This is a genomic window from Geobacillus genomosp. 3, assembly GCF_000445995.2.
GTDB lineage: Bacteria > Bacillota > Bacilli > Bacillales > Anoxybacillaceae > Geobacillus.
Genome location: NC_022080.4, coordinates 2,305,656 through 2,329,343 on the forward strand (window position 1 = coordinate 2,305,656; position 23,688 = coordinate 2,329,343).

General features: G+C 53.5%; 24 protein-coding genes and 1 pseudogene. 2 read left to right on the forward strand and 23 right to left on the reverse strand.

Features of this window, described 5'->3' with window-relative positions:
• Nucleotides 1-21 precede the first annotated feature (21 nt).
• The 3 genes from M493_RS11445 to M493_RS11455 form a co-directional block, all read right to left on the reverse strand.
• Nucleotides 22-1,125: a leucine dehydrogenase gene (locus tag M493_RS11445; protein ID WP_020960510.1), complete on the reverse strand. Its 1,104-nt coding sequence runs from the start codon at nt 1,123-1,125 to the stop codon at nt 22-24.
• A 19-nt stretch (nt 1,126-1,144) separates the two neighbouring features.
• Complete coding sequence (gene yqiS / locus M493_RS11450) at nt 1,145-2,044, reverse strand: phosphate butyryltransferase (RefSeq protein ID WP_020960511.1); 900 nt, start codon at nt 2,042-2,044, stop codon at nt 1,145-1,147.
• 141 nt (nt 2,045-2,185) lie between these two features.
• Nucleotides 2,186-4,249 (reverse strand): sigma-54 interaction domain-containing protein, encoded by a 2,064-nt coding sequence (locus tag M493_RS11455; protein ID WP_020960512.1) that lies wholly within the window; start codon nt 4,247-4,249, stop codon nt 2,186-2,188.
• Between the two features lie 139 nt (nt 4,250-4,388).
• Between M493_RS11455 and M493_RS11460 the strand changes: the two genes are divergently transcribed.
• Nucleotides 4,389-4,637, forward strand: coding sequence for a DUF2627 domain-containing protein (locus M493_RS11460; RefSeq protein ID WP_041267779.1), 249 nt, complete (start codon nt 4,389-4,391; stop codon nt 4,635-4,637).
• A gap of 74 nt (nt 4,638-4,711) precedes the next feature.
• Here the strand turns inward: M493_RS11460 and M493_RS11465 are convergent, their stop codons facing one another.
• On the reverse strand, nt 4,712-5,440 hold the full coding sequence (locus M493_RS11465; RefSeq protein WP_020960514.1) for a glycerophosphodiester phosphodiesterase: 729 nt from the start codon (nt 5,438-5,440) through the stop codon (nt 4,712-4,714).
• 109 nt (nt 5,441-5,549) lie between these two features.
• Between M493_RS11465 and M493_RS17755 the strand changes: the two genes are divergently transcribed.
• The gene (locus tag M493_RS17755; RefSeq protein ID WP_020960515.1) at nt 5,550-5,702 is read left to right on the forward strand and encodes a YycC family protein; all 153 of its coding nucleotides are present in this window, start codon (nt 5,550-5,552) and stop codon (nt 5,700-5,702) included.
• Nucleotides 5,703-5,833: 131 nt separating this feature from the next.
• Here the strand turns inward: M493_RS17755 and spo0A are convergent, their stop codons facing one another.
• The 19 genes and pseudogenes from spo0A to spoIIIAE form a co-directional block, all read right to left on the reverse strand.
• Nucleotides 5,834-6,613: a sporulation transcription factor Spo0A gene (gene spo0A, locus M493_RS11470; RefSeq protein ID WP_020960516.1), complete on the reverse strand. Its 780-nt coding sequence runs from the start codon at nt 6,611-6,613 to the stop codon at nt 5,834-5,836.
• A gap of 257 nt (nt 6,614-6,870) precedes the next feature.
• A pseudogene (locus tag M493_RS18315) lies at nt 6,871-6,975 on the reverse strand (sporulation transcription factor Spo0A); the annotation flags it as partial.
• Between the two features lie 291 nt (nt 6,976-7,266).
• Nucleotides 7,267-8,562, reverse strand: a complete 1,296-nt coding sequence (gene spoIVB, locus M493_RS11480) for a SpoIVB peptidase (RefSeq protein WP_020960519.1) — start codon at nt 8,560-8,562, stop codon at nt 7,267-7,269.
• A 222-nt stretch (nt 8,563-8,784) separates the two neighbouring features.
• On the reverse strand, nt 8,785-10,506 hold the full coding sequence (gene recN, locus M493_RS11485) for a DNA repair protein RecN (protein WP_020960520.1): 1,722 nt from the start codon (nt 10,504-10,506) through the stop codon (nt 8,785-8,787).
• 143 nt (nt 10,507-10,649) lie between these two features.
• Nucleotides 10,650-11,099, reverse strand: coding sequence for a transcriptional regulator AhrC/ArgR (ahrC, locus tag M493_RS11490; protein WP_020960521.1), 450 nt, complete (start codon nt 11,097-11,099; stop codon nt 10,650-10,652).
• Nucleotides 11,100-11,180: 81 nt separating this feature from the next.
• Nucleotides 11,181-12,029 carry a TlyA family RNA methyltransferase gene (locus M493_RS11495; protein ID WP_041267962.1) on the reverse strand — a complete coding sequence of 283 codons (849 nt, stop codon included), beginning with the start codon at nt 12,027-12,029 and terminating at the stop codon, nt 11,181-11,183.
• A gap of 6 nt (nt 12,030-12,035) precedes the next feature.
• Complete coding sequence (gene dxs, locus M493_RS11500) at nt 12,036-13,928, reverse strand: 1-deoxy-D-xylulose-5-phosphate synthase (protein ID WP_020960523.1); 1,893 nt, start codon at nt 13,926-13,928, stop codon at nt 12,036-12,038.
• Between the two features lie 279 nt (nt 13,929-14,207).
• Complete coding sequence (locus M493_RS11505; RefSeq protein WP_020960525.1) at nt 14,208-15,101, reverse strand: polyprenyl synthetase family protein; 894 nt, start codon at nt 15,099-15,101, stop codon at nt 14,208-14,210.
• Between the two features lie 3 nt (nt 15,102-15,104).
• On the reverse strand, nt 15,105-15,335 hold the full coding sequence (locus M493_RS11510) for an exodeoxyribonuclease VII small subunit (RefSeq protein WP_020960526.1): 231 nt from the start codon (nt 15,333-15,335) through the stop codon (nt 15,105-15,107).
• Nucleotides 15,332-16,678, reverse strand: a complete 1,347-nt coding sequence (gene xseA / locus M493_RS11515; protein WP_023817686.1) for an exodeoxyribonuclease VII large subunit — start codon at nt 16,676-16,678, stop codon at nt 15,332-15,334. The genes M493_RS11510 and xseA overlap by 4 nt, the downstream gene beginning before the upstream one ends.
• Before the next feature lie 11 nt (nt 16,679-16,689).
• On the reverse strand, nt 16,690-17,544 hold the full coding sequence (folD, locus tag M493_RS11520) for a bifunctional methylenetetrahydrofolate dehydrogenase/methenyltetrahydrofolate cyclohydrolase FolD (protein WP_020960528.1): 855 nt from the start codon (nt 17,542-17,544) through the stop codon (nt 16,690-16,692).
• Nucleotides 17,545-17,635: 91 nt separating this feature from the next.
• On the reverse strand, nt 17,636-18,028 hold the full coding sequence (gene nusB, locus M493_RS11525) for a transcription antitermination factor NusB (RefSeq protein ID WP_020960529.1): 393 nt from the start codon (nt 18,026-18,028) through the stop codon (nt 17,636-17,638).
• A gap of 200 nt (nt 18,029-18,228) precedes the next feature.
• Nucleotides 18,229-18,633 carry an Asp23/Gls24 family envelope stress response protein gene (locus tag M493_RS11530; protein ID WP_020960530.1) on the reverse strand — a complete coding sequence of 135 codons (405 nt, stop codon included), beginning with the start codon at nt 18,631-18,633 and terminating at the stop codon, nt 18,229-18,231.
• A 10-nt stretch (nt 18,634-18,643) separates the two neighbouring features.
• The gene (gene accC / locus M493_RS11535) at nt 18,644-19,999 is read right to left on the reverse strand and encodes an acetyl-CoA carboxylase biotin carboxylase subunit (protein WP_020960531.1); all 1,356 of its coding nucleotides are present in this window, start codon (nt 19,997-19,999) and stop codon (nt 18,644-18,646) included.
• A 15-nt stretch (nt 20,000-20,014) separates the two neighbouring features.
• On the reverse strand, nt 20,015-20,524 hold the full coding sequence (gene accB, locus M493_RS11540; RefSeq protein ID WP_020960532.1) for an acetyl-CoA carboxylase biotin carboxyl carrier protein: 510 nt from the start codon (nt 20,522-20,524) through the stop codon (nt 20,015-20,017).
• A gap of 146 nt (nt 20,525-20,670) precedes the next feature.
• A complete protein-coding gene (locus tag M493_RS11545; protein WP_020960533.1) occupies nt 20,671-21,231 on the reverse strand; it encodes a SpoIIIAH-like family protein in 561 nt (186 codons plus the stop codon).
• A gap of 24 nt (nt 21,232-21,255) precedes the next feature.
• The gene (gene spoIIIAG / locus M493_RS11550; RefSeq protein WP_020960534.1) at nt 21,256-21,891 is read right to left on the reverse strand and encodes a stage III sporulation protein AG; all 636 of its coding nucleotides are present in this window, start codon (nt 21,889-21,891) and stop codon (nt 21,256-21,258) included.
• A gap of 5 nt (nt 21,892-21,896) precedes the next feature.
• On the reverse strand, nt 21,897-22,508 hold the full coding sequence (gene spoIIIAF, locus M493_RS11555) for a stage III sporulation protein AF (protein WP_020960535.1): 612 nt from the start codon (nt 22,506-22,508) through the stop codon (nt 21,897-21,899).
• 10 nt (nt 22,509-22,518) lie between these two features.
• Nucleotides 22,519-23,682, reverse strand: coding sequence for a stage III sporulation protein AE (gene spoIIIAE / locus M493_RS11560; RefSeq protein WP_020960536.1), 1,164 nt, complete (start codon nt 23,680-23,682; stop codon nt 22,519-22,521).
• Nucleotides 23,683-23,688: the final 6 nt, after the last annotated feature.

A 23,688-nucleotide genomic window follows, 5' to 3' on the forward strand; every position in this document is an offset into this window, starting at 1 on the left:
AACGCCGCCCCCTTGCCGTAATTAGCGGCCGCGGCGGCGGCTTAAAATATGGTGGCCGTTTTGCAAAAATTGGCTGCGCACCTTGCGCATCGTGTCAATCCGCTCTTCCGCCATCCGGTCGGCGGCCACATACGTCGGAATGTTGTCGCGCTTGGCGATCGCCAACACTTTTTCAATGTTGTCATAAATTTGCTCGATTTTTTTCATCGCCCGTTCGCGGTTGTAGCCGTACAGTTCATCCGCGACGTTGATGACACCGCCGGCGTTGATCACATAGTCCGGGGCATAGACGATGCCCATCTCATGGATGATGTCGCCATGGCGCGATTCTTTCAGCTGGTTGTTCGCCGAACCGGCGATCACTTTCGCCTTCAGCTGTGGAATCGTTTGGTCGTTAATGATGCCGCCGAGCGCGCATGGAGCGAAAATGTCGCACTCGACGCCGTAAATGTCGTTCGGGTCGACCGCTTGCGCCCCGAATTCTTCGACGGCACGGGCGACAGCTTCTTTGTTGATGTCAGTGACAATGAGCTTCGCCCCTTCTTCATGCAAATGGCGGCAAAGATGATAGGCGACGTTGCCGACCCCTTGGACGGCGACGACTTTCCCTTCGAGCGAATCGCTGCCGAACGCTTCTTTTACGGCCGCTTTCATGCCGCGATAGACACCGTAGGCGGTCGCCGGCGACGGGTTGCCGGACGAGCCAAATTCCGGCGAAATGCCGGTTACATAGTCCGTTTCTTGGTAGATGATGTCCATATCGGCGACGGTCGTGCCGACGTCTTCCGCCGTGATGTAGCGACCGTTCAGCCCTTGAATGAAGCGGCCGAACGCCCGGAACATCGCTTCATTTTTGTCTTTGCGCGGGTCGCCGATGATCACCGTTTTGCCGCCGCCCAAATTGAGGCCGGCGGCTGCGTTTTTGTACGTCATGCCGCGGGCGAGGCGCAAGGCGTCTTCAAGCGCCTCCTCCTCCGAATTGTACATCCACATGCGCGTGCCACCCAACGCCGGGCCGAGCGTCGTATCGTGAATGGCGATGATCGCTTTCAAGCCGGACTCTTTATCTTGGCAAAACAACACTTGTTCATAATCGTATTTTTCCATATATTGAAACAGTTCCATCAAAGAAGGCCTCCTTTGTTTATTTCGCTGCCGAACAGATGGCGAGCGCCAACGAATACAATTTGCTTTCCGCCGAGTCGGCGCGCGACGTCAAGACGATCGGCGCCTTCGCCCCGGCGATGACCGCGCCGACTTTGGCTTTCGCAAAATAGACGAGCGATTTGTACAACATGTTGCCGGATTCAATGTCCGGCACAAGCAAAATATCAGCCTGTCCGGCTACTTCGCTGTCAATCCGCTTATGGCTTGCCGCTGCGGACGACACGGCATTATCAAGCGCAAGCGGCCCGTCAATGAGACAATGTTCGATTTGCCCGCGCCGCTGCATCATACTAAGGGCAGCCGCGTCAAGCGTCACCGGCATGGCCGGGTTCACCGTTTCCACCGCCGCCAAGGCGGCCACTTTCGGCTGTTCGATGCCGATCGAGTGCGCCACACTGACGGCATTGTTCACAATTTGCACTTTTTGCTCGAGATCGGGGGCGATGTTCATCGCCGCATCGGTTACGATGACGAGCTGATCGAACTCCGGCACTTCAAACACCGCGACATGGGACAACACCCTCCCGGCGCGCAACCCGTATTCTTTGTTCAAGACAGCTTTCAGCAGCGTTGCTGTCGGCACATGCCCTTTCATCAAGGCATCTGCTTCATTCAAATGAACGGCGCGCACCGCCAGTTCAGCCGCCTGGACGACCGAATTGGCGTGAACGATGTCAACATCGGAAGAACCGACGCACCCCTTTTCCTTGAGCAATCGTCCAATTCGCTCCCGGTCCCCGTACAACACAAACCGTCCGAGGCGATGCCTAGTCGCCATCGCCACCGCTTCGATCACTTCCTCATCCTCGGCGGCGGCCACAGCCACCGTCCGTCCTTGACATTGACTTGCTTCCTCGATCAATGTTTTCAGCTTCATCGTCTGCACCAACCTTTTCTGCCAATCCGTCGAGGCACTTTTTTATATGCAAAAACCATGCCAACCACAAACTTATGAAAGCGCTTTATACAATAAAGGTTGTTGAAATTCATTTGCGCAAATTTCTTCGCACAACGCAAATTATTGCGTGCTATTTTTGTCAATATCGTACTTTTCAAGCTTGTAGTATAAATTGCGCACCGAAATGCCAAGCGCGCGGGCTGCCGCCGTTTTATTGCCGCGATGACGCCGGAGCGCCTCTTCGAGCAATTGGGCTTCATACCGGCCCAGCATCTCGTCAAGCGGCCGGAGTTCCCCTTCCGTTTCGGGGCGAACCGCCGGCGCGGCCGACGGCGCGGAAAGCGGCGGCAAATGTGAAACATCGATCATGACTTCATGAAACTTCATAAAAATCATCGCCCGCCCGAGCACGTTCTCGAGCTCGCGGACGTTGCCCGGCCAGTCGTAGGCGAGAAGGCGGGCCATGGCTTCGTCTGTCACCCCTTCGACGTTGCGGCCGTAGTCTTGGTTCAGCTTTTGGATCAAATGGCGGCAAAGAGCCGGAATGTCTTCTTTGCGGGCGCGCAACGGCGGGATATAAATCGGCATTCGATTGAGCCGGTAATATAAGTCTTCGCGAAATGTGCCGTCGGCAATCGCCTTTTCGAGGTTGACGTTCGTGGCGGCGATGACGCGGACGTTGATCGGAATCGGTTTCGTGCCGCCGACGCGGACGATTTCCCGCTCCTGCAAAACGCGGAGCAGCTTCGCCTGCGTGCCGGCCGACAGCTCGCCGATTTCATCGAGGAAAATGCTGCCGTTGTTCGCCTCTTCAAACAGCCCGCGCTTACCGCCACGCCGGGCGCCGGAAAACGCTCCTTCCTCATAGCCAAACAGTTCGCTTTCTAATAATGTTTCCGGAATGGCGGCGCAATTGACGCGGATAAACTTGTTATACTTCCGGTCGCTCGCATTGTGGATGGCGTGGGCAAACAGCTCTTTGCCTGTGCCCGATTCCCCGCGCAGCAAAATCGTCACCGGCGTCGTCGCCGCCAGTTTCGCTTGTTCCATAGCCACTTTCATTTCTTCCGATTCGCCAACAATATCGGCAAACGAATATTTCGCCTCGAGCGTGCGGATGATTTGCCGCGCCCGGTTGAGCTCGGCTGTCAGCCGCTGGATTTCCGACACATCATGAATGACGCCGACGCTTCCTTTAAGCACCCCGTCGACGATGATCGGGGCGACGTTGACGACGACATCGCGGTTTTTCGGGCCGACTTTCATGCGCGCGCCGCGCACCGGACGGCGCGTTTTCAACACTTGCATATGCATGCTTTCCCCTTCGGAGATGTCAGCGGTCGCCGGCTTGCCGATCACTTCCTCTTTCGTCAGGCCGGTGAGCCGGGTATAAGCCGGATTGATCAAAATGCCGTTTCCGTTTTCATCCACGACAGAAATGGCTTCTTCCGATGAGTAGATGATCGCCTCAAGCATCATGCGCACTTCTTTTAAGTCTGTGATCTCTTCCGCCAAAGCAACTAGTTCGGTGATATCTTTGAACACGGCAAGCGCCCCGAATAATTTGCCGCTGTCGTCAATAATCGGGATGCGGGTGGTGATCAATTTTTTTCCATTGGCCAACTCCACTTCTTGGTGAAACTCTGTCTGTCTCGTTTTCAGCACGCGCGGCAAGCCGCTTGACGGCAAGACGGACAAAATATGGCGGCCGATTACCTCGTCCTTGTCCACTTCGAGAAGCTGGGCGGCGCTTTCATTCATATCGGTAATGTAAGCATATTCATCAACGACAATCATGCCATCGTGGGACGAATGGAAAATTAGAGCGCGCCGGGCCGCCTCGCTTTTCAGCTTGGCGATGAGCGCTTCCTTCTCCTCGACGAGCTCCGCCATCATCCGCGCGACAGCGCTCGGGACGATATTCGCCCCCTTGGGCGCCCGCTCGCGGATTTCTTCAAGAACGTCTGTTTTCCCGGTCGTTTCAATAATCAAATCAAGCGGTCCGTCCATCCATGGGCGCCAGTCACTGCCAACCGCAATGCCCCATTTTCGCGCCAGCTGCAGCCCCGGGGCGCTGTCATCGACATCAATGACGGCCACGACGTCAAACCCTGACGCTTCATGAAGCAGTTTCAGCAGCGAGGTTCCCCGCGAATCCGCCCCGATGATGATCACGTTTTTCATTCTGTTCCCCCACATTTCATCTTATGCCAAATTTTGCAGGCAGTTTTATCATACCCGCTTTTTCGTTCCTTGACAAATGGCCAATAACCGCTATGATAGTCGATGAAACGACTTCTTTTTGGAAAGGAACGCGATCGCGATGGGGCGAATAATGGCGCTGTTGATTTTAGTCGTTCCGGGATTGGCGGCGGCGCTCGGCATTAAATGGATGCGCGATGCATTGTTTGGCATCATGCAGCCGCCGTTTGCCGCCTTATGGATGCAATTTCTCGCCGGGCTTGTGCTGTTTGCGGCCGGGCTGGCGTTTATCGGCGGGTTTTTGCTGCACCGCGACCGAAAACGGAACAAAGTGCAAGCGCGTTTTCAACGAAAACGAAACACGCCTTAATTCGGAAGCTGACGGCTGTTGCGTTGGCATCTATCCGTTTCAAGGCAAACTAAAAAACGCCTTAACGGTTGTCGTTAAGGCGTTTTCTCTTTCCATTCCTTCGCTTGGCGCGGATCGTCGGTGAAAATGGCATCCACTTTATAGGCGAACATCGTCTTCACCGTTTTCGGCTTGTTCACCGTAAACGGACGGACGGCCACGCCGCGACGCTGTGCGTCCATGACAAACGCAGCTGTGACTGTCCGATAGTACGGATGCACTCCCTCCGCTTTCATTGCCCGCACATATGTCCACGGGTCGTAGAGCGGCTCCATGTAGAGGAGCGCTGTTTCGATCTCCGGCGCCAACTGGCGGCAAAGACGCATGCTGTTATGGTTGAACGATGAAAAAATCGTCCGGTTCTCAAGCCCGTAGCGGTGCACAACGGCGATCGCCTTTTGCTCAAGCCTTTCATAAGCCACGAGGCTGTTTTTCAGCTCAATGTTGACCATAAGCGGCGTCGGCGCCAGCCAGGCGAGCACTTCCTCGAGATGGGGAATCGGGCAATGGCCGTAACGGCCATTCCATTTTGCCGCCGCATTCAATTTGCGCAACTCGCGATACGTCATGTCACGCACCCAGCCGCTCCCGTCAGTCGTCCGGTCGACCGTTTCGTCGTGAATGACGACCGGTTCGCCGTCTTTCGTCAACTGCACATCAAGCTCAATGCCATCCGCCCCCGCCTTCAGCGCTTCTTCAAACGCTGCCATCGTATTTTCCGGGTGGGTTCCCGCCGCCCCGCGGTGGGCAAAAATATGTGTCATGCCGTTTCTTCCTTTCCCATATATTCGCCATTTGGCCGGCAAAGCTGGCCGAAAGCGGCAGTGATCAGGTATACTAAAAGTAATGTATGAGACACTGGAGGGGAAGATGATGCAGCCGCTGAAAATTTCCTTGGAGACGGCGCAAAAGCTGGCAAAAGCGCTCGGCGTGCCAATCGAGCGAGTAATGCACATGCCGCCGCACATTTTGATGAAAAAATTGCTCGAACTCGAGAAAAAGGAACCAGAACATGACGAATCGTAGCCGGCCCGCCCTTGCCACAGGGCGGCTTCATTTTTTAGGCGCCGCGCCTGGCAGCAAAAAGGCGACGCCAAAAAAAGTCGGTTTTGACCGCTTTTTAGGCTCGCCTTTTTGCCTTCACCGCGTTCCGTCCTTTATGACGCCTTATGCTCAAGCCGCAGCTTGTCGGCCACCATCGCGATAAATTCGGAGTTCGTCGGCTTGGCTTTCGAAACGCTGACGGTGTAGCCGAACAGCGAAGAAATCGATTCGAGGTTGCCGCGGCTCCAGGCGACTTCAATGGCATGGCGGATGGCGCGCTCGACGCGGCTCGCGGTCGTGTTGTATTTTTTCGCGATGTCCGGGTAGAGCACTTTCGTGATCGAACCGAGCAATTCGATGTCATGGTATACCATGGCGATCGCCTCGCGCAAATACAAATACCCTTTAATATGGGCCGGGACGCCGATTTCATGGATGATGCTCGTAATGCTCGCATCTAAGTTTTTCGGCTTATTGTCGCGCGCTTGGTACGCCGGAGCTACTTTTTTGGCGGCTGGCGCGGTTTTTCCGTAAGTTTGCCGAATATGTTTGACTAAGTTTTCCATATCAAACGGTTTTAAAATGAAATAGGAAGCGCCGAGTTCGACCGCTTTTTTTGTCACATCTTCCTGACCGAACGCCGTCAGCATAATGACATTCGGTTGGTGCTCAAAGCCGGTGCGGACTTTTTCAAGCACGGCCAAACCGTCTAAATGGGGCATAATGATATCCAAAAGCAAAATGTCCGGCTGCTTCTCTTCAAGCAGGTGTAAGCAGTCTTGGCCGTTGTAGGCCGTACCGATTACTTCCATGTCCGGCTGGCTCGAAATATATTCATCAAGCAATGTCACCAATTCACGGTTATCATCGGCAATGCATACTTTAATGCTCAAAACAATCGTCCTCCCCCACTTTTCTTGCTATGTAAAATTCCTTTAACGTACATTCGACAGCAGTGGCAAAAAATCCTTTTATTTTTCATAAATTAGCGAAAAACAAAAATTATAACAAAAGACGAGTTCATTAGACAATATTTGCTCTCAAAAAATACGTATTTGTCGAAAAATCTTTACATGTTCCATTTTAACGGATGTTTCACCAAATATCTATGCCAAACCGGCAAAAATTTTGCCGCCTTTTTTAAAAAAATGTAGGCCGTACCGATTACTTCCATGTCCGGCTGGCTCGAAATATATTCATCAAGCAATGTCACCAATTCACGGTTATCATCGGCAATGCATACTTTAATGCTCAAAACAATCGTCCTCCCCCACTTTTCTTGCTATGTAAAATTCCTTTAACGTACATTCGACAGCAGTGGCAAAAAATCCTTTTATTTTTCATAAATTAGCGAAAAACAAAAATTATAACAAAAGACGAGTTCATTAGACAATATTTGCTCTCAAAAAATACGTATTTGTCGAAAAATCTTTACATGTTCCATTTTAACGGATGTTTCACCAAATATCTATGCCAAACCGGCAAAAATTTTGCCGCCTTTTTTAAAAAAAATTTGCCGGCAGCCAAAAAAGGCGGGCTGACCGGGTCAGCTCGCCTTTTTTTGTTTGCCATATACGTCGATTCCTGCTTCCTGCAACATCCATTCGATATGAACGCCATAGCCGGACGTCGGATCGTTAACAAAGACGTGTGTCACCGCACCGACAAGCTTTCCGTCTTGAATGATCGGGCTGCCGCTCATCCCTTGAACGATACCGCCCGTTTTCTTCAACAGGCGCGGATCGGTGACGCGAATGACGAGCCCTTTTGTTGCCGGGAACTTTTGCGGGACGGTACTCACAATTTCTACGTCAAATTGCTCGACTTTGTTGTTTTCCACCACCGTCAGCATTTTCGCCGGCCCTTCTTTCACCTGGCTCGCCAAAGCGATTGGAATCGGTTTCTTGATCGGGCCGTCTGGCAACGATTTGGTCAGCTTGCCGAAAATGCCAAACGGGCTGTTGTTCGTAATAGTGCCAATCACTTCCTCGCCATCGGAAAAGCGGGCCAATTTTTCACCTGGATTGCCGCTCGTCCCCTTTTCAATGGACGTGACGGTTGAGCGCATAATTTGTCCATCTTGGACGACAATCGGCTTTTTTGTATCCATATCGGAAATGACATGGCCAAGTGCGCCGTATTTTTTCGACTTCGGGTCATAAAATGTCATCGTCCCGATGCCGGCAGCAGAATCGCGGATGTATAAGCCGATGCGGTACACGTCGTCATGCTTGTCTTTCAGCGGAACGAGCTTCGCCGTCATGGAGTGCTGGTCACGCAGAATTTGCAGATGAAGCGGTTTTCCTGTTTTGCCGGCTTCCTCAATGAAAGGGGAGAGGTCGCTCATGTTTTCAATTTTTTGGCCGTTAATGCCGGTGATGATGTCGCCGACTTGGATGCCAGCCGCTTCTCCCGGCGATTTTTTCCCGTTTTCGGTTTCGACGAGATGATAACCGACGACGAGAACGCCGACCGTGTTGAGTTTCACGCCGATGGACTGCCCGCCGGGAATGACTTTCAGCGTCGGCAATACGTTGACATCCACTTGCTTAATCGGCATTCCGGCGACCTGCAAAATCAACGTTTCTTCTCCGCGCTGTTTCGCCTTTACAGACAATGAACCGTTTTTTTGCTCAACATTGAGCGTTTCGGGAGCGTTTCGGTCATTGGCGGCCGCTTGCACCGGAAGGGATGACGCCCGGAATTCGACCGTATCGCCTTCAAACAGCACAAGCTTCTTTGGAATTTGCCAATATTCCTTCATCGGTTTGGAAAAACCGATCGCCATCAGTATGACAAGGAGAAGCACTCCTGCGATTTTTCGCGCCGTTTCTTTCTTCAATGTCGTTCACTCTCCTCGCTCCCGCCTACACCATGCAAAAACGGTTACAGTTTTAATTTTGCCTGAACAGGGGAAAATATAATCGCAGCGCTAATAAAAAAAGCTGCCCGGAATGGATGGCGTTGCATCCCGGCAGCACATGAACGGCCTACGCCGGGACAGGTGGCATGGGGAGCGCCCGACATCGGATGAGACGGCATAGCATCATCGGGAAGCATAGCGTTATTGTTTCATTTTAGCCGCCAGCTCCAATAGCTCCTTGGCGTGTTGTTTCGTCAATTCTGTCATTTCGACGCCGGAAATCATCCGCCCGATTTCTTTTACCTTCTCCTCCTCATCCAACTTTTTCACCACTGTTTTCGTCCGCGTTCCGTCCGTTTCTTTGGCGATCAATAAATGCGTATCCGCCATGGCGGCCACTTGCGGCAGGTGAGAAATACATAGCACTTGTGAACCGCTGGCGATGCGGTAAATTTTTTCGGCGATCGCCTGGGCGACGCGGCCGCTGACGCCCGTGTCCACCTCGTCGAAAATAATCGAGGTCACCCCTTGATGTTTGGAAAAGATCGTTTTCAACGCCAACATAATACGTGACAGCTCCCCGCCTGAAGCAACTTTAACGAGCGGTTTCAACGGCTCGCCGACGTTCGTTGAGATGTAAAACTCAACGGCGTCGATGCCATCTTCATGAAACTTCACCGGCACGCCATCGACTAACGGAGCATCAAGCGGTCCTTCACGCTTCGCAAAGAGAATGTCAAACTGTGTCTTCTCCATGTACAAATCTTTCAACTCTTGGTGAATGCGCCCAATCAAATCCCGGGCGTACGCCTGGCGGACGTTGGTCACATGTTTCGCCTCAACAAGCAAATCACCCGTCACTGCCGCGAGCTGCCGTTCAAGCTCGTGCACATGCGTCTCGCGGTTTTCAATTGTCTCGATTTCCTCCGCAATCGCCCCAGCGTATTGCAAAATGTCGGCGATCGTGGCGCCGTATTTCCGCTTTAACTGCTGGATTTCGGCGAGGCGGCTTTCAATGGCGTCAAGCCGCGCCGGGTCGTATTCGAGCTCCTCAAGCTGATCGCGCAGCTTGTACATGACGTCCTCGAGCAAATAGTAGCTGTTGGCCACCGTTTCATGCGCCTCTTTGAGCGATGCGTCCATCGCGGCGACGTCATCGAGCTGGATCATCGCCTCCCCGATTGAGTCAAGGCCGCGCCCTTCACCGGCGAGCGCTTCATAGCTCTTCTGGATGGCCCCGTATATCTTTTGAAAGTTGACGATGCGCACTTTTTCTTCCATCAGCCGTTCGTCTTCCCCCGGCTCGAGCGTTGCCTGCTCGATTTCCCGCAGCTGGAATGTCAATAAATCGAGCCGATGCGCCATTTGTTGCTCATTTTCACTTAGCTTTTTTAACTTTTTCACCAACGCCTCATGCTGCTTATACACGGCGCGATAGCGGGCGAGCGCCTCCGCCACCTCCGCGCCGCCGAATTCGTCAAGAAGCGGTAAGTGGCGGGACGGATCCATCAACTCTTGGTGTTCATGCTGGCCGTGAATGTCGACAAGCGTCGCCCCGATGTCGCGCAATACGGCTGTCGTCACCAGCTTGCCGTTAATGCGGCAGACGCTTTTGCCATTGGCTAAAATGTCACGGCGCAAAACGACCATCCCTTCGTTCACATCGATGCCGACCTCGGCGCATTTTTGGCAGCACGGATGGCGGTTATCGTCAAGCAAAAACAGCCCTTCGATTTCCGCCTTTTCCGCGCCGAAACGAACAAACTCGGCGGAACCGCGCCCGCCGATCAATAAATGAATCGCATCGATGATGATCGATTTACCAGCCCCTGTTTCGCCGGTTAACACTGTCAGCCCTTTATCAAACGACAACGAGAGCGATTCAATAATGGCAAAATTTTTAATCGACAGCTCGGCGAGCATTTCATCACCCCTTGAACATTCGAATCACGTATGTCTTGCCTATCTTACCCCTTATTATAGCACATACGTTCGAATTGACAAGCGAGGACCGTTCCCGTTTTCCTTCTCCCTGGCGCAGGGCGGAACATCGGGCCGGTCCTCGGTTAAAGCATGGACAACAGCTGGTTCGACACTTTTTTGGCGTCTTTTGGCGTCCGGCAAATGATTAAACATGTATCGTCGCCGCAAATCGTGCCGACGATTTCATTCCAATCCAGGTTGTCAAGCAACACCCCGATGGCGTGGGCGTTGCCCGGCAGCGTCCGCAGCACGAGCAAGTTGCCGGTTCCATCAAGCTTAATGAACACGTCAACAAGCGCTCGTTTCAGCTTCTGCAGCGGATTGAAACGCTGATCGGACGGAAGGCTGTATTTATAACGTCCGTTGGCCATCGGCACTTTGACAAGCTGCATCTCTTTAATGTCGCGCGAGACGGTCGCCTGGGTGACGTTAAAGCCGGCTTCTTTCAGCCGGTCGACGAGCTCATCTTGCGTTTCGATGTCATTGTTCATAATAATTTCGCGAATTTTAATATGCCTTTGCCCTTTGTTCAAGTTGCGCCACCTCCTCGCTTTCCAAGATGCCGGCTTTCCGGCCCCAGCCTCGGGGGGTTCACCGCGTTCCGCCGAGGATGCTTATTCAGCACCTGATTCCCGCTCCTTTGTCCGCAGGCGGTCGTGCGCCTCGTTCACAATGCGGGCGATCGGCACTGAAAGGCGGTTTTCCCCCTTCCGGCCTCCCCCGGGATAGACGGCATGAAGCAAAAACTCGATATTCCCATCGCCGCCGGTGATCGGTGAATACGACAAATGGAGAACGTCGAATCCTTCCGCACAGGCAAATTGAACGATCGACTCGAGCACGTCCCGATGGACGTCCGGGTCGCGGACGATCCCTTTTTTGCCGACGTTTTCTTTGCCGGCTTCAAACTGCGGCTTGACGAGGGCGATTACATCACCGCCCGGCACAAGGACTGTTTTCACAACCGGCAAAATGAGACGAAGCGAAATGAACGACACATCGATAACCGCCACTTCCGGCAGCCCTTTCGTAAACAAATCGGGCGTCACGTAGCGGAAGTTCGTCCGCTCCATCACAACGACGCGCTCGTCTTGGCGCAGCTTCCAAGCGAGCTGATTGTAGCCGACGTCAACAGCGTACGATAGTCTCGCCCCGTTTTGTAAAGCGCAATCGGTGAAACCGCCGGTCGAGGCGCCGATATCAAGCACAATTTTATGTTCGACACGAATGTGAAACTCGCGCAACGCTTTTTCGAGTTTTAAACCGCCGCGGCTGACGTACGGAAGCGGATTGCCTTTCACCTCAAGCGGGATGTCAGCTGGCACTTTTTCCCCGGGCTTCTCGAGTCGGACGTCGTTTGAATAGACGAGTCCGGCCATGATCGCCCGCTTCGCCTTTTCCCGCGTTTCCGCCAACCCGCGTTCGACAAGCAACACATCGAGCCGTTCTTTTTTTCCTTTCATCATGTCTCAAGCCCTTTTTTGTTTTCTTGGCATGATCGTTTTAATGCGGTCAGCGACATGGGCTGCCGTCAGCCCAATTTCGCGCAGCAGCTCGCTGACGCCTCCGTGCTCGATAAAGCGGTCAGGGATGCCCATCCGTTCAATAACCGCTTGGTGATAGCCATGATCATGAGCAAATTCGAGCACAGCGCTGCCAAAACCGCCTTGCAATACCGCCTCTTCAATCGTTAATATCGGCAGACGGCTCTCGAGCAGTTCAAGAAGCATCGCTTCATCCATCGGCTTCAAAAAGCGGGCGTTGACGACTTTGACCGACACGCCGTCTTTCGCCAGTTGGTCGGACGCCTCAAGCGCCATGGAAACTGTTGTTCCAAATGTCAAGATCGCCGCATCGTTGCCATCGCGCAGCACTTCCCACGTGCCGATCGGAATTTCTTTTAGCTCTTCATCGAGCGGCACGCCAAGCCCGTTCCCACGCGGAAAACGCATGGCGATCGGCCCGCCGTCGTAGCGGATGGCCGTATACACCATGTGCTGGCCTTCATTTTCATCTTTTGGCATCATCAGCACCAAGTTTGGCACATGGCGCAAAAAGGCAATGTCAAACACCCCTTGATGCGTTTCGCCGTCGGCGCCGACAAGCCCGGCGCGGTCGATGGCGAAAAAGACGTTTAAGTTTTGCCGGCATACATCATGGACGACTTGGTCGTACGCGCGCTGCAAAAACGTTGAATAAATGGCCAAAAACGGTTTCATTCCTTGCGTCGCCAACCCAGCCGCCAACGTCGTCGCATGCTGCTCGGCGATGCCGACATCAAACATCCGGTCCGGAAATTCGCTCGCAAACCCTTCAAGCTTCGAGCCGACCGGCATCGCCGGCGTAATGGCGACGATGCGCGGATCCGTGCGCGCGAGCCGGCGCACCGTTTCACTGACAAGGGCACTCCACGACGGCCCGGCTTCCTTCGCCTTCACAAATGTGCCGGTTTCGATTTTGTACGGGCCGGTGCCATGCCACGTCCCGACTTTGTCGTTTTCCGCCGGGCTGTAGCCTTTCCCTTTTTTCGTGATCACATGAACAAGCACCGGTCCTTTCATCTTCTTCGCATAACGCAAATTCTCGAACAGATCATCAAAATCGTGGCCGTCAACCGGGCCTAAATACGTAAACCCGAGCTCTTCAAAAAACACACCGGAAACGAGCAAATATTTTAAGCTGTCTTTCAAACGTTCGGCCGTGGCCGCCAGCTTGCCGCCGACCGCCGGGATGCGCTTGAGCAACAGCTCGAGCTCATCTTTCACCCATTGGTATTTGCCGGCGGTGCGCAGCCGGCCGAGAATGTTGTGCAGCGCCCCGACGTTCGGGGCGATCGACATTTCGTTGTCATTTAAAATGACGATCATATCCGTTTTTTCATGGCCGATATGGTTGAGCGCCTCAAGCGCCATGCCGCCGGTTAACGCCCCATCACCGATGATCGGCACAATATATTCACCCGTCCCTTTTAAATCGCGGGCGATCGCCATGCCCATCGCGGCCGACAGCGACGTTGAGCTATGGCCCGTTTCCCAGACGTCATGCTCGCTTTCGCTCCGCTTCGGGAATCCGGACAACCCTTTATACTGACGGAGCGTATCGAATTCAGCGGCGCGCCCCGTCAAAATTTTATGCACGTACGATTGATGCCCGACATCCCAAATGAGTTTGTCTTTCGGGCTGTCAAACTCCCGGTGCAAAGCGACCGTCAGCTCGACGACTCCTAGATTCGGGCCGATGTGCCCTCCCGTTTTGGACAGCTTTTCAATTAAAAACCGCCGAATATCGGCGCTTAACTGTTTCAGTTCTGGAACGGACATCGCTTTTAATACGCGCGGATGTTCAATTTTCGTTAAATCCAAATAAGATCACTCGCTTTCATTCGATCGTTCCCCGAGCCGGTTCTCCTATGATACAGGTAGTATTATTATACATGATTCGGCACGAAAAATCGACTTTTGCCGCTAAAACAAGCCGATGTGCCAGCTCTGTTTAGTATAGCAAAAAAATAAATACAGAGAAAAAAAGCATGCTGAGGGGATAAGGGGAAATGGAGTGGGGCTTCTTGTCAAGCGGGACAAAAAGCGGCCCCCCGGCTCCGAAGCGAAACAAAAAACGGAGCAAAGTCGGCCGCCTTACGATTAGTGGTCACGGACAGCAACAAGTTCGCAAATATAGGCAAGCACGGCGCCATCAATGCCGGCTTGTTGCAAATGATGTTTCGCCGCATCAATATGAAACGCCAGTTTTTCTTTTGCGCCGGCAAGCGACAGCAATCCCGGGTACGTGGCCTTATTGTTTTCACGGTCGCTGCCGACCCGTTTGCCGATTTTTTCTTCCGTCCCTTCAATATCCAGAATATCGTCGCGAATTTGAAAAGCGAGGCCTAAATGGGCGGCAAATGCGTCAAGCTCTTGCATTTGCGCGGCGTTGGCGCCGCCGAGCAGCGCCCCGGCGTGCACGCTATATTGCAGCATTTTTCCGGTTTTATGCCGATGGATATATTCGAGCTCTGCCAGCGCCAGCGTTTTCCCCTCTCCTTCCATATCGGCCACTTGTCCGGCCACCATGCCTTCCGGACCGGCCGCTTTCGCCAGCTGCGTGATCAACTGCACCCGGATGGCCGGGGGCACGCGTTCATCATTGATCTCGGCGATCAATTGAAATGCATACGTCAACAGCCCGTCCCCCGCCAAAATCGCCATCGCCTCGCCGAACACTTTATGGTTCGTGGGCTTGCCGCGCCGTAAATCGTCATTGTCCATGCTCGGCAAATCGTCATGGATGAGCGAATACGTATGGATCATTTCAATGGCGCAAGCCACCGGCAAGCCGATCCCCGGGTTTTGACCGAGCGCTTGTACCGTTGACAACAACAAGAGCGGGCGAATGCGCTTGCCGCCGGCTTCAAGCGAGTAGGCCATCGCCTTTTTCAACGTCTCCGGACCGCGAAGCCGCGCAATGTAGCGCGACAATGCTGCCTCCACAGCCTGTTTTTGCTCGTTTAAAAATTGTTCGATCTGAAACTGCGCCAACTGTCACGCCTCCTCTGGCGAAAAAGGGACAAGCTCGCCGTCTTCGCGCAACATATACTCGAGCTGCTTTTCAACGTGCTGCAATTTATCATGACAAAGCTTCGACAGTTTCATCCCTTCTTGGAAAAAGGCAATCGCATCTTCAAGCGGCACGTTTCCTTCCTCCAGTTTTTCGACGATCGCTTCCAACTGTTTCATTGCCTCTTCGAACGTCATTTCTTTTTCTTCGCTCATGTCGTTTTCTCCTCCACTCCCGTTACTTGACAATCAACTTGTCCGTCTTGAACCCGGATGGACAGACGCTCGCCGACTTGAAGCTGGCCGATCCGTTTCACAAGCTCGTGCCGCTCGTTGTACACTAAACTGTACCCGCGTTCCATGATGCGAAGGGGACTGAGCGCTTCAAGGCGCGCAACGTGGGAATGAAAGCGGAACGCATGGCGCTCCAAAGCGGTGCGCATCGCTTTTTCGAGCGCGCCGGCGGCCGCTTTTTGCCGCTCTTTCATCCGCCCGAGCTCCGTCTCCGGATGATGGCGCCATAATCTCAAGTGCAGTTCGCGCAACCGCTGGCGCTTTTTATCGATCAGCCGTTCACGCTGGCGGGCAAGCCGCTCAAGCAACGCGTCAAGCTGTTGCTCTTTTTGCTCATACAGCCGCTTCGGATAGCGAAAAGCATACGACGCCTGCAGCCGTTTAAGCCGCTCCTGATTGGCGGCAAGCCGCTCTTTCACGGCGCGGATGAGCCGCCATTTCCGCTCGGCGAGCCGTTCAGCCAGCTCCCCGATGTGCGGCACCGCCAGCTCCGCTGCCGCCGTTGGCGTCGGCGCGCGTAAATCCGCCACAAAATCGGCGATCGTAAAATCGGTCTCATGGCCGACGGCGGAAATGACCGGAACATGGGAAGCAAAAATAGCACGGGCAACGATTTCTTCATTAAACGCCCACAGCTCTTCGATCGAGCCTCCGCCGCGGCCGACAATGAGCACATCAACCCCGCCGAACTCGTTCGCCCGCTCGATGGCGCGCACGATCGACGGCGCTGCCCCGTCCCCTTGCACGAGCGCCGGAAATAAAATGACTTTGGCAAGCGGGTAGCGGCGGCGAATCGTCGTCATAATATCGCGCACCGCCGCCCCGGTCGGCGATGTGACAACACCGACACAGCGCGGAAACGCCGGCAGCGGCTTTTTGTGAGCCGGCGAAAACAGTCCTTCCGCTTCAAGCCGCTGCTTCAGCTGCTCATACGCCAAATACAGGCGGCCGATGCCTTCCGGCTGCATTTCCTTCACATATAGCTGGTAGTTGCCGTTTGGCTCATAGACGGAAATTTCCCCTCGCGCGAGCACGTTCATTCCGTCTTCAGGACGGAATGGCAAATGTTGGTTGTAGCCGGCGAACATGACTGCGGCGATGCGCGCTTGGCTGTCTTTTAACGTAAAATACATATGGCCGCGCGAATGTTGCTTAAAGTTCGAAATCTCGCCCTTGATCCATAAATCGCGCAAATGCGGATCAACGTCAAATTTGCGCTTAATGTATTTCGTGAGCGCTCCGACAGTGACATATTTGACTTCCACAAAATCCGCCCTCACTTCGCAGCAAGTTGCCGGGCCGCTTCGATCGTATTGTGCAAAAGCATCGTAATCGTCATTGGCCCGACCCCTCCCGGCACCGGCGTCATGAAGCCGGCTACTTCTTTTACGGTGTCAAAATCGACATCGCCGCACAATTTACCGCTCTCAAGCCGGTTGACGCCGACATCAATGACGACTGCGCCCGGTTTGACGTGTTCCGGGCCGATTATGCGCGCCTTGCCGACCGCGACGATTAAAATGTCGGCCTGGCGCGTGACGGCCGGCAAATCCGGTGTTTTCGAATGCGCGTAGGTGACGGTCGCATGCTCACGCAAAAACAGTTGGCCGACCGGTTTGCCGACGATGTTGCTGCGTCCGACAACGACAACATGTTTTCCGACGATATCGATGCCGGCAGACTTGACCATCATGAGTACGCCATGCGGGGTGCACGGAAGGAACGCCGGCTGGCCGATCACCATTTTTCCGACATTGATCGGGTGGAATCCGTCGACATCTTTTTCCGGGGCAATCGTTTCAATGACCGACCATTCACGAATATGATCCGGCAGCGGCAATTGCACTAAAATGCCGTGCACGGCCGGATCGGCGTTCAGCCCGCGGATTTTGGCGAGCAGCTCTTCTTCACTGATCGTAGCCGGATATGTGTAAAGGAATGAGTGAATGCCGATTTCGGCGCACGCTTTTTGTTTTCCTTTCACATACGAGCGTGACGCCGGGTCGTCGCCGACAAGAATGACGGCCAGTCCCGGTTCGATACCATTTGCCTTTAACTTTGCCGCTTCATCCGCCAACCCGGTGCGAATCGTTTTTGCCAATTCCGTTCCGCTAATGATTTGTGCTGTCATGATCGTCCTGTTCTCCTCTCCTCGTTCATCAGTCGATATGAGTTTACCCGAGCCTGGGTGAACGTAAGCTTCGTTTCGCGGCTTGCCGATATTATTGTTGCAACGCCGCTTTCACTTTGGAAAGCACGCCGTTGACAAAACTCCCGGATTTCCAATCGCCGAATTTTTTCGCCAGCTCGACCGCTTCATCAAGGCTGACGCTCACTGGTACGTCATCGACATATTTCATTTCATACGTCGCCATGCGCAAAATAGCCCGGTCAACATTGGCGACCCGCTCGAGCGCCCATTTTTCCAAATTCGAGCGCAGCAGCCCATCAATTTCCTCCTGGTGCTCGACGACACCGAATACGAGCTGGCGCAAAAACGGGTCCACTTCACCGCTTCCTGCCACATTGCCGACCGCCTCATCCGGAGGAATGTGGCCAACATCGATTTGGAACAGCGCCTGCAGCGCCTTTTCCCGCGCTTCATGTCGCTTCATTGCCTTCCCCCTTCCTAAACACGAACATTCATATTGAAATCATATCATATTTTTCGGAAAAAGCTAGCCCTTTCCCACAAATCATTAGCGATGCCGGTTCGCTGCCGCTAGCTGTGCCAACGGCCTCGTTCATTACAATAACAAACTTTGGCGAAAAAAACAAAAGGCGGCTGCTTCGAAAGCAGCTGCCTTTTCCTGTGTTACCGTTGTTCCACCGCATCTTGCTCCGGCTTTCCGGTTTCAAACTGGATGCCGACAATGTGCACGTTCACTTCGCTCGTCTCAAGGCCAGTCATGTTCCAAAGCGCCTGGCGTACGTTTTCTTGCACTTTTTTCGCCACGTTCGGAATCGACGCGCCAAACTGGACGAGGCAGTAAAGGTCGATCACGACGCCGTCGTCGCGCAAATCGACTTTGACGCCTTTGCCGTGATGCTTTTTGCCGAACCGTTCCGCAACACCGGCGGCGAAATTGCCGCGCATTTGCGCGAGGCCGTCGACCTCGCTCGCCGCGATGCCGGCGATCACTTCAATCACTTCCGGCGCGATTTCGACTTTGCCAAGGCCCGCATACTCTTGGTCGGGTTCAAACACATGTTCAGACATAGGGCACCTCCTATTCGGCCTTCATAATATCATATAACTCCAAAAACTTCGTATTAAACTCGCCACTTTGAAATTTCTCATGCTCCATTAATTTTATGTGAAACGGAATCGTCGTATGAACACCTTCGATGACAAACTCGCCGAGCGCCCGTCTCATGCGGGCGATCGCTTCTTCGCGTGTCGGCGCATGGACGATCAATTTGGCGATCATGGAGTCGTAATACGGCGGAATCATATAGCCCGGGTAAGCGGCGGAATCGACGCGCACACCCGGTCCGCCTGGCGGCAAGTACATGGCGATCTTCCCGGGCGATGGCATGAAGTTTTTCTCCGGATTTTCCGCATTGATGCGACATTCGATCGACCAACCGTTAAAGACGACATCCTCCTGGGCGAGCGACAGCTTTTCGCCGGACGCGATGCGGATTTGCTCTTTTACTAAATCGACGCCGGTAATCAGCTCGGTGACCGGATGCTCGACTTGAATGCGCGTATTCATCTCCATGAAGTAAAACTGCTTGTTCCGGTGGTCATAAATAAATTCCACTGTGCCGGCGCCCGTGTAATTGACCGCTTTTGCCGCCTTGACCGCCGCTTCGCCCATCTGTTGGCGCATCTCGTCATCGAGCGCCGGCGACGGCGCTTCCTCGACAAGTTTTTGCAGCCGGCGCTGGATCGAGCAGTCGCGTTCGCCAAGATGGATCGTATTGCCGTACGAATCAGCGAGCACTTGAATTTCGACATGACGGAAATCTTCGATGTATTTTTCAATATAGACGCCCGGGTTGCCAAACGCTGTTGCTGCCTCTTGCTGGGTGATGTTGATGCCTTTGACGAGCTCTTCTTCATTGCGGGCGACGCGAATCCCTTTCCCGCCACCGCCGGCTGTTGCTTTAATGATGACCGGGTAGCCGATCTCTGCGGCGATCGCCCGCGCCTCATCAAGGCTTTCAATGACGCCGCGCGAGCCGGGTACGACCGGCACCCCAGCTTCGCGCATCGTCTCACGCGCGATGTCTTTAATGCCCATTTTTGTAATCGCTTCCGGGCTTGGGCCGATAAACGTGACGTTGCACTCGCGGCACAGCTCGGCAAACGCCTCATTCTCCGCCAAAAACCCATAGCCCGGATGGATGGCGTCACAACCGGTTAGCGTGGCTACGCTCATGATGTTCGTGAAATTTAAATAGCTGTCTTTTGAAGCGGTCGGTCCGATGCAGTACGCCTCATCCGCGAGCTGCACATGCAAGGCGTCGCGGTCGGCTTGCGAAAAGACGGCGACCGTCTCAATGCCGAGCTCGCGGCAAGCGCGGATAATACGGACGGCGATTTCCCCGCGGTTTGCCACTAACACTTTTTTGATCATTGTCCGTTCTCTCCCTTATTCAGGCTTGACCAAAAATAACGGCTGGCCGTATTCGACGAGCTGGCCGTTTTGCACGAGCACCTCGACAATTTCGCCGTCAACTTCCGCTTCAATTTCGTTAAACAACTTCATCGCTTCAATAATGCAAACAACGGTATCTTTTTTCACTTGATCGCCAGGCTTCACATACGGCGGCTTATCCGGCGCCGGAGCGGCGTAAAACGTGCCGACCATCGGCGATGTAATTTGGTGCAGGTTGCCCGCTGGCGCTTGTTTGACTTCGGGAGCGGCCGGTTTTTCCGCTTCCGGCGCCGGCGCTTCCGGGGCAGCCGTTTGAACCGGTGAGGCCGCTGGTGCCGGTTCGGCCGCCGCCGGAGCAGCAGGCGCCGCCTGTACGGCTACCGTCGGTGCGGCTACAGCTGCTTTTTTCATATGTACTTTCGTTTCGCCTTGTTCGTATACAAATTCGTCGATCGAGGATTGGTCAACCAACCGAATCAATTCACGGATTTCTTGAATTTTCACCGATCTCACACCTTTCTCCAATTGTCAGGAGCCCGCTTTTAGCAGACGGTAATAAAACGTGCTCATAACGATTATACACACAACCGTAGGACAAACAAAAGATTTTTTATGCAAAAAAAGAAGCCGCTCCACACAGAGCAGCGTGTTCATCCGGCCGGCTGAAACTCAACCGTCACGTATTCGGCGTCCGGAATTTCTTTTTTCACCATATGAATCACTTCGTTTGCTGATTTAGCCGAACTTTCTTTCGCTTTAATCGTCACGCGCACTTGGTCGTCATCAGCGCGCACGAGCACATCTTCATAGCCGCCTTTTGATTTAATAAGCGTCTCTAACGTTGCTTCCTTTTCAGACAGCGCTTGCAGCTGTTCAATTTTATTCAACGCCTCATTTTTCTGTTCGGCTGTCGCGTTCGCCGAAGCGACAACGGCGTTCAGTTCATCGCGCAGCCGGCTTCGTTCGTCCTCAATTTTCATGCGCAGCGCCATAAACAAATCATCGCCTGTTTCACCGGCTGTCGATGGACTATCTTTTCCCCCCTCCTCTTCGATGGCGACGCTCGGTTCTTCTTTCATTTTGTCCGTTTTCTCATTGGCGGTAAACGCCGGGCTGTCACCCATCTCTTTCGGCGCTGTCACGTAATAGACCGACAGCACGACCACTAAGCTTAGCATCGTCAACAGCCATACGGTTTGTTTTTTCAACATGCCGATCTCCTCCCCTTACCCGAATCATTTTTTCGGCAACACAGCGACGCGGTAGCTTGGAACGTTCAACACGCGCGTCACGGCCTCGACAATCCATTTTTTAATTTGCAAATTGTCCGCCCCTTTCGCGACGACAAGCACGCCGCGGATGTCCGGCTTTTTCGTGGCGACAACAAGCGGCGTTTCTTCTTCGCCGTTGCGGATAATGATCACTTCTTCATTTGTTGACTTGTTTTCAATCGTCCGTTTTCCGCCTTCCTTGTCGCTCTCTTCCGTTGTTTGCTGCTGAGTGGAACGCTTTTTCTCGAACAATTTCAGCTCCGTTGAATCGAGGTTGACGACGACAGTGACGTCATCCACCCCCTCGATCGCCTCAAGCGCAGCTTTCAGTTCTTTTTCGTATCGTTCCTCATAGGCGGCCATCACTTTCTCTTTCGTCTCTTTGCTTGACAAAAACGCCGGCTCAGACGGGGATTCCGGCTGATTAGCGGAAGGCTTGGCGGCGTCGTCCCCGCTGCCTGTAAAATGGCTCACGGCCATAAGGGCAACGCCGGCTAACAACAATGCGACAACATAGGAAAACGGCATTTTTTTTCGGGCTCCCTCCCCGTCCCCTTCTTTTGGCGGCGAAGAAAAGAGCCGTTTCATAAACTGGAGCATCCCCCCTATTCCCTCCCCCTAAATTGTACGGCAATTTTATTTTCATCGACTTCCCATTTGCCGGCGAGAAAGGCGCGCACCTCTTCGGCCAGTGAGGCATCACCCTCAGGCGAGACCGGCGGTTTCGTCGTATCGATGATGACCGGCTCCACCGTCCCGGCAGGCTGTTGTTTAGAAAGTACGACTTGAATCGTCTTGATGTCTTCCGGCATGCGCCAACTTTCTTTGTTATCGGCGTAAATTTTGACATCAGCCTTTAATCCATACTTTCCCATCAACTCCTCGTTTGCGTCGTTTTCCATCTGGACAGCCATTTGTTCTAAAATATATGCGCGTTGTGAAGCTTGTATTTCTTTTTTCTGCTGCTCGATTTGATTTTTTATTGCTTCGTCATTGGTTGGGCCGTCGGAAAAACGATCGAGCGCCAAAGTGACGAGCTGTTCCGGCTCAATCGAGGCAAGCCGGAGCACCGGCCCGAGCATCACGAGCAGCAGCATAAGTCCAATGGCCATTTTTACATATTTTTGCATCGTCCCGGACGGCAGCAAAAAGTCGATGATGATGGCAAACAACAAAAACAAAATGATGTTCGTAACCCACTCAATGACAAACTGCATACCGTTCCCCCTAGCGGACCATCATCGTAATGTTCCCAGCCATAACCATGACGGTGAGGCTGAGGAAAAACATGAGTGAAACGATCAAAAGCGCCGCCAACACATAGGCGATGCTTTTGCTGATGATATTGAGGCAGGAAAGCACCGGACCCCCGCCGAGCGGCTGCAATAAGGCGGCCGATAGCTTGTAGATGATGACGATGGCGAAAATTTTCACCGCCGGAAAGAGGGCGATCATTAATAAAACGGCAACCCCGACCAATCCGACGGCGTTTTTCAGCAACATGGAAGCGGCGACCACTGTATCGGCGGCATCGGTAAACAGTTTGCCGACGACCGGGATGAAATTGCCGGTGACAAATTTCGCCGCCCGCAATGTGACGCCATCCGCCACTGCTGCCGTCGTGCCGCGCACTGACATGACGCCAAGAAAAACCGTCAAAATGATGCCAAGCAAACCGAGGGCGACTTTGTTCAACAAATCAGCAAGCTGCGTTGCCTTATACCGGTCGCTGAGCGTACTGACAACGGAAAGCAGCGCTGCCAGCAACAAAAGAGGCAATGTGACATATTCAACGACCGTGCCGGTTGTGTTCATTAAAAACAAAATGATCGGGTGAAAAAACGCCGCCGATACGACCCCGCCGGAAGACGCAAGCAGCGCGAGCAAAAGGGGAATGAGGGCGATGATGAAATGGCTCATCGTCTGCACCGCCTCAAGTGCATAGCCGGCTGCGAGGCGGAAGCTGTTTAAGGCGATCAACAACAACACCATATAGACGACCGCGTGGGCGATTTTGCTGACTTCCTGTTGGGCGAACGCATTTTGCAACGACTGCAGCACGGTGCTGAATACAGCAAGCAAAATGAGCGTCCCAAGCAGCTTGCCGTTGATTTGCAGCTCATAAAATAAATAACGGGCGAGCGCTTTCAGCCATTCGACCGGCGACCATTGCTTATCACCGCTTAAAAAATCAGTGAGCGGCCCTTTTTCGCTTTCCGGCAAAAAACCGCCGTACTCGTTTACGATCGTCTCCCAATAGCGGCGGATGTCGCTGACATCCAAATGAGCAAGCTGTTCGCTGACGGATGGCTCCTGGCCTGCAGCTTGTACGACCAACGGGCAAAAAGAGAGAAAAAGCAACCCGGCAATGAGGAACGCTGTCCGTTTCAATTCGTT

What these genes read in the sequence shown, in the direction of transcription:
- M493_RS11445 (WP_020960510.1), bottom strand. Translation starts at nt 1,125, where the DNA reads ATGGAACTGTTTCAATATATGGAAAAATACGATTATGAACAAGTGTTG.
- yqiS (WP_020960511.1), bottom strand. Translation starts at nt 2,044, where the DNA reads ATGAAGCTGAAAACATTGATCGAGGAAGCAAGTCAATGTCAAGGACGG.
- M493_RS11455 (WP_020960512.1), bottom strand. Translation starts at nt 4,249, where the DNA reads ATGAAAAACGTGATCATCATCGGGGCGGATTCGCGGGGAACCTCGCTG.
- M493_RS11460 (WP_041267779.1), top strand. Translation starts at nt 4,389, where the DNA reads ATGGGGCGAATAATGGCGCTGTTGATTTTAGTCGTTCCGGGATTGGCG.
- M493_RS11465 (WP_020960514.1), bottom strand. Translation starts at nt 5,440, where the DNA reads ATGACACATATTTTTGCCCACCGCGGGGCGGCGGGAACCCACCCGGAA.
- M493_RS17755 (WP_020960515.1), top strand. Translation starts at nt 5,550, where the DNA reads ATGCAGCCGCTGAAAATTTCCTTGGAGACGGCGCAAAAGCTGGCAAAA.
- recN (WP_020960520.1), bottom strand. Translation starts at nt 10,506, where the DNA reads ATGCTCGCCGAGCTGTCGATTAAAAATTTTGCCATTATTGAATCGCTC.
- M493_RS11495 (WP_041267962.1), bottom strand. Translation starts at nt 12,029, where the DNA reads ATGAAAGGAAAAAAAGAACGGCTCGATGTGTTGCTTGTCGAACGCGGG.
- M493_RS11510 (WP_020960526.1), bottom strand. Translation starts at nt 15,335, where the DNA reads ATGAGCGAAGAAAAAGAAATGACGTTCGAAGAGGCAATGAAACAGTTG.
- folD (WP_020960528.1), bottom strand. Translation starts at nt 17,544, where the DNA reads ATGACAGCACAAATCATTAGCGGAACGGAATTGGCAAAAACGATTCGC.
- nusB (WP_020960529.1), bottom strand. Translation starts at nt 18,028, where the DNA reads ATGAAGCGACATGAAGCGCGGGAAAAGGCGCTGCAGGCGCTGTTCCAA.
- M493_RS11530 (WP_020960530.1), bottom strand. Translation starts at nt 18,633, where the DNA reads ATGTCTGAACATGTGTTTGAACCCGACCAAGAGTATGCGGGCCTTGGC.
- accC (WP_020960531.1), bottom strand. Translation starts at nt 19,999, where the DNA reads ATGATCAAAAAAGTGTTAGTGGCAAACCGCGGGGAAATCGCCGTCCGT.
- M493_RS11545 (WP_020960533.1), bottom strand. Translation starts at nt 21,231, where the DNA reads ATGTTGAAAAAACAAACCGTATGGCTGTTGACGATGCTAAGCTTAGTG.
- spoIIIAG (WP_020960534.1), bottom strand. Translation starts at nt 21,891, where the DNA reads ATGCTCCAGTTTATGAAACGGCTCTTTTCTTCGCCGCCAAAAGAAGGG.
- spoIIIAF (WP_020960535.1), bottom strand. Translation starts at nt 22,508, where the DNA reads ATGCAGTTTGTCATTGAGTGGGTTACGAACATCATTTTGTTTTTGTTG.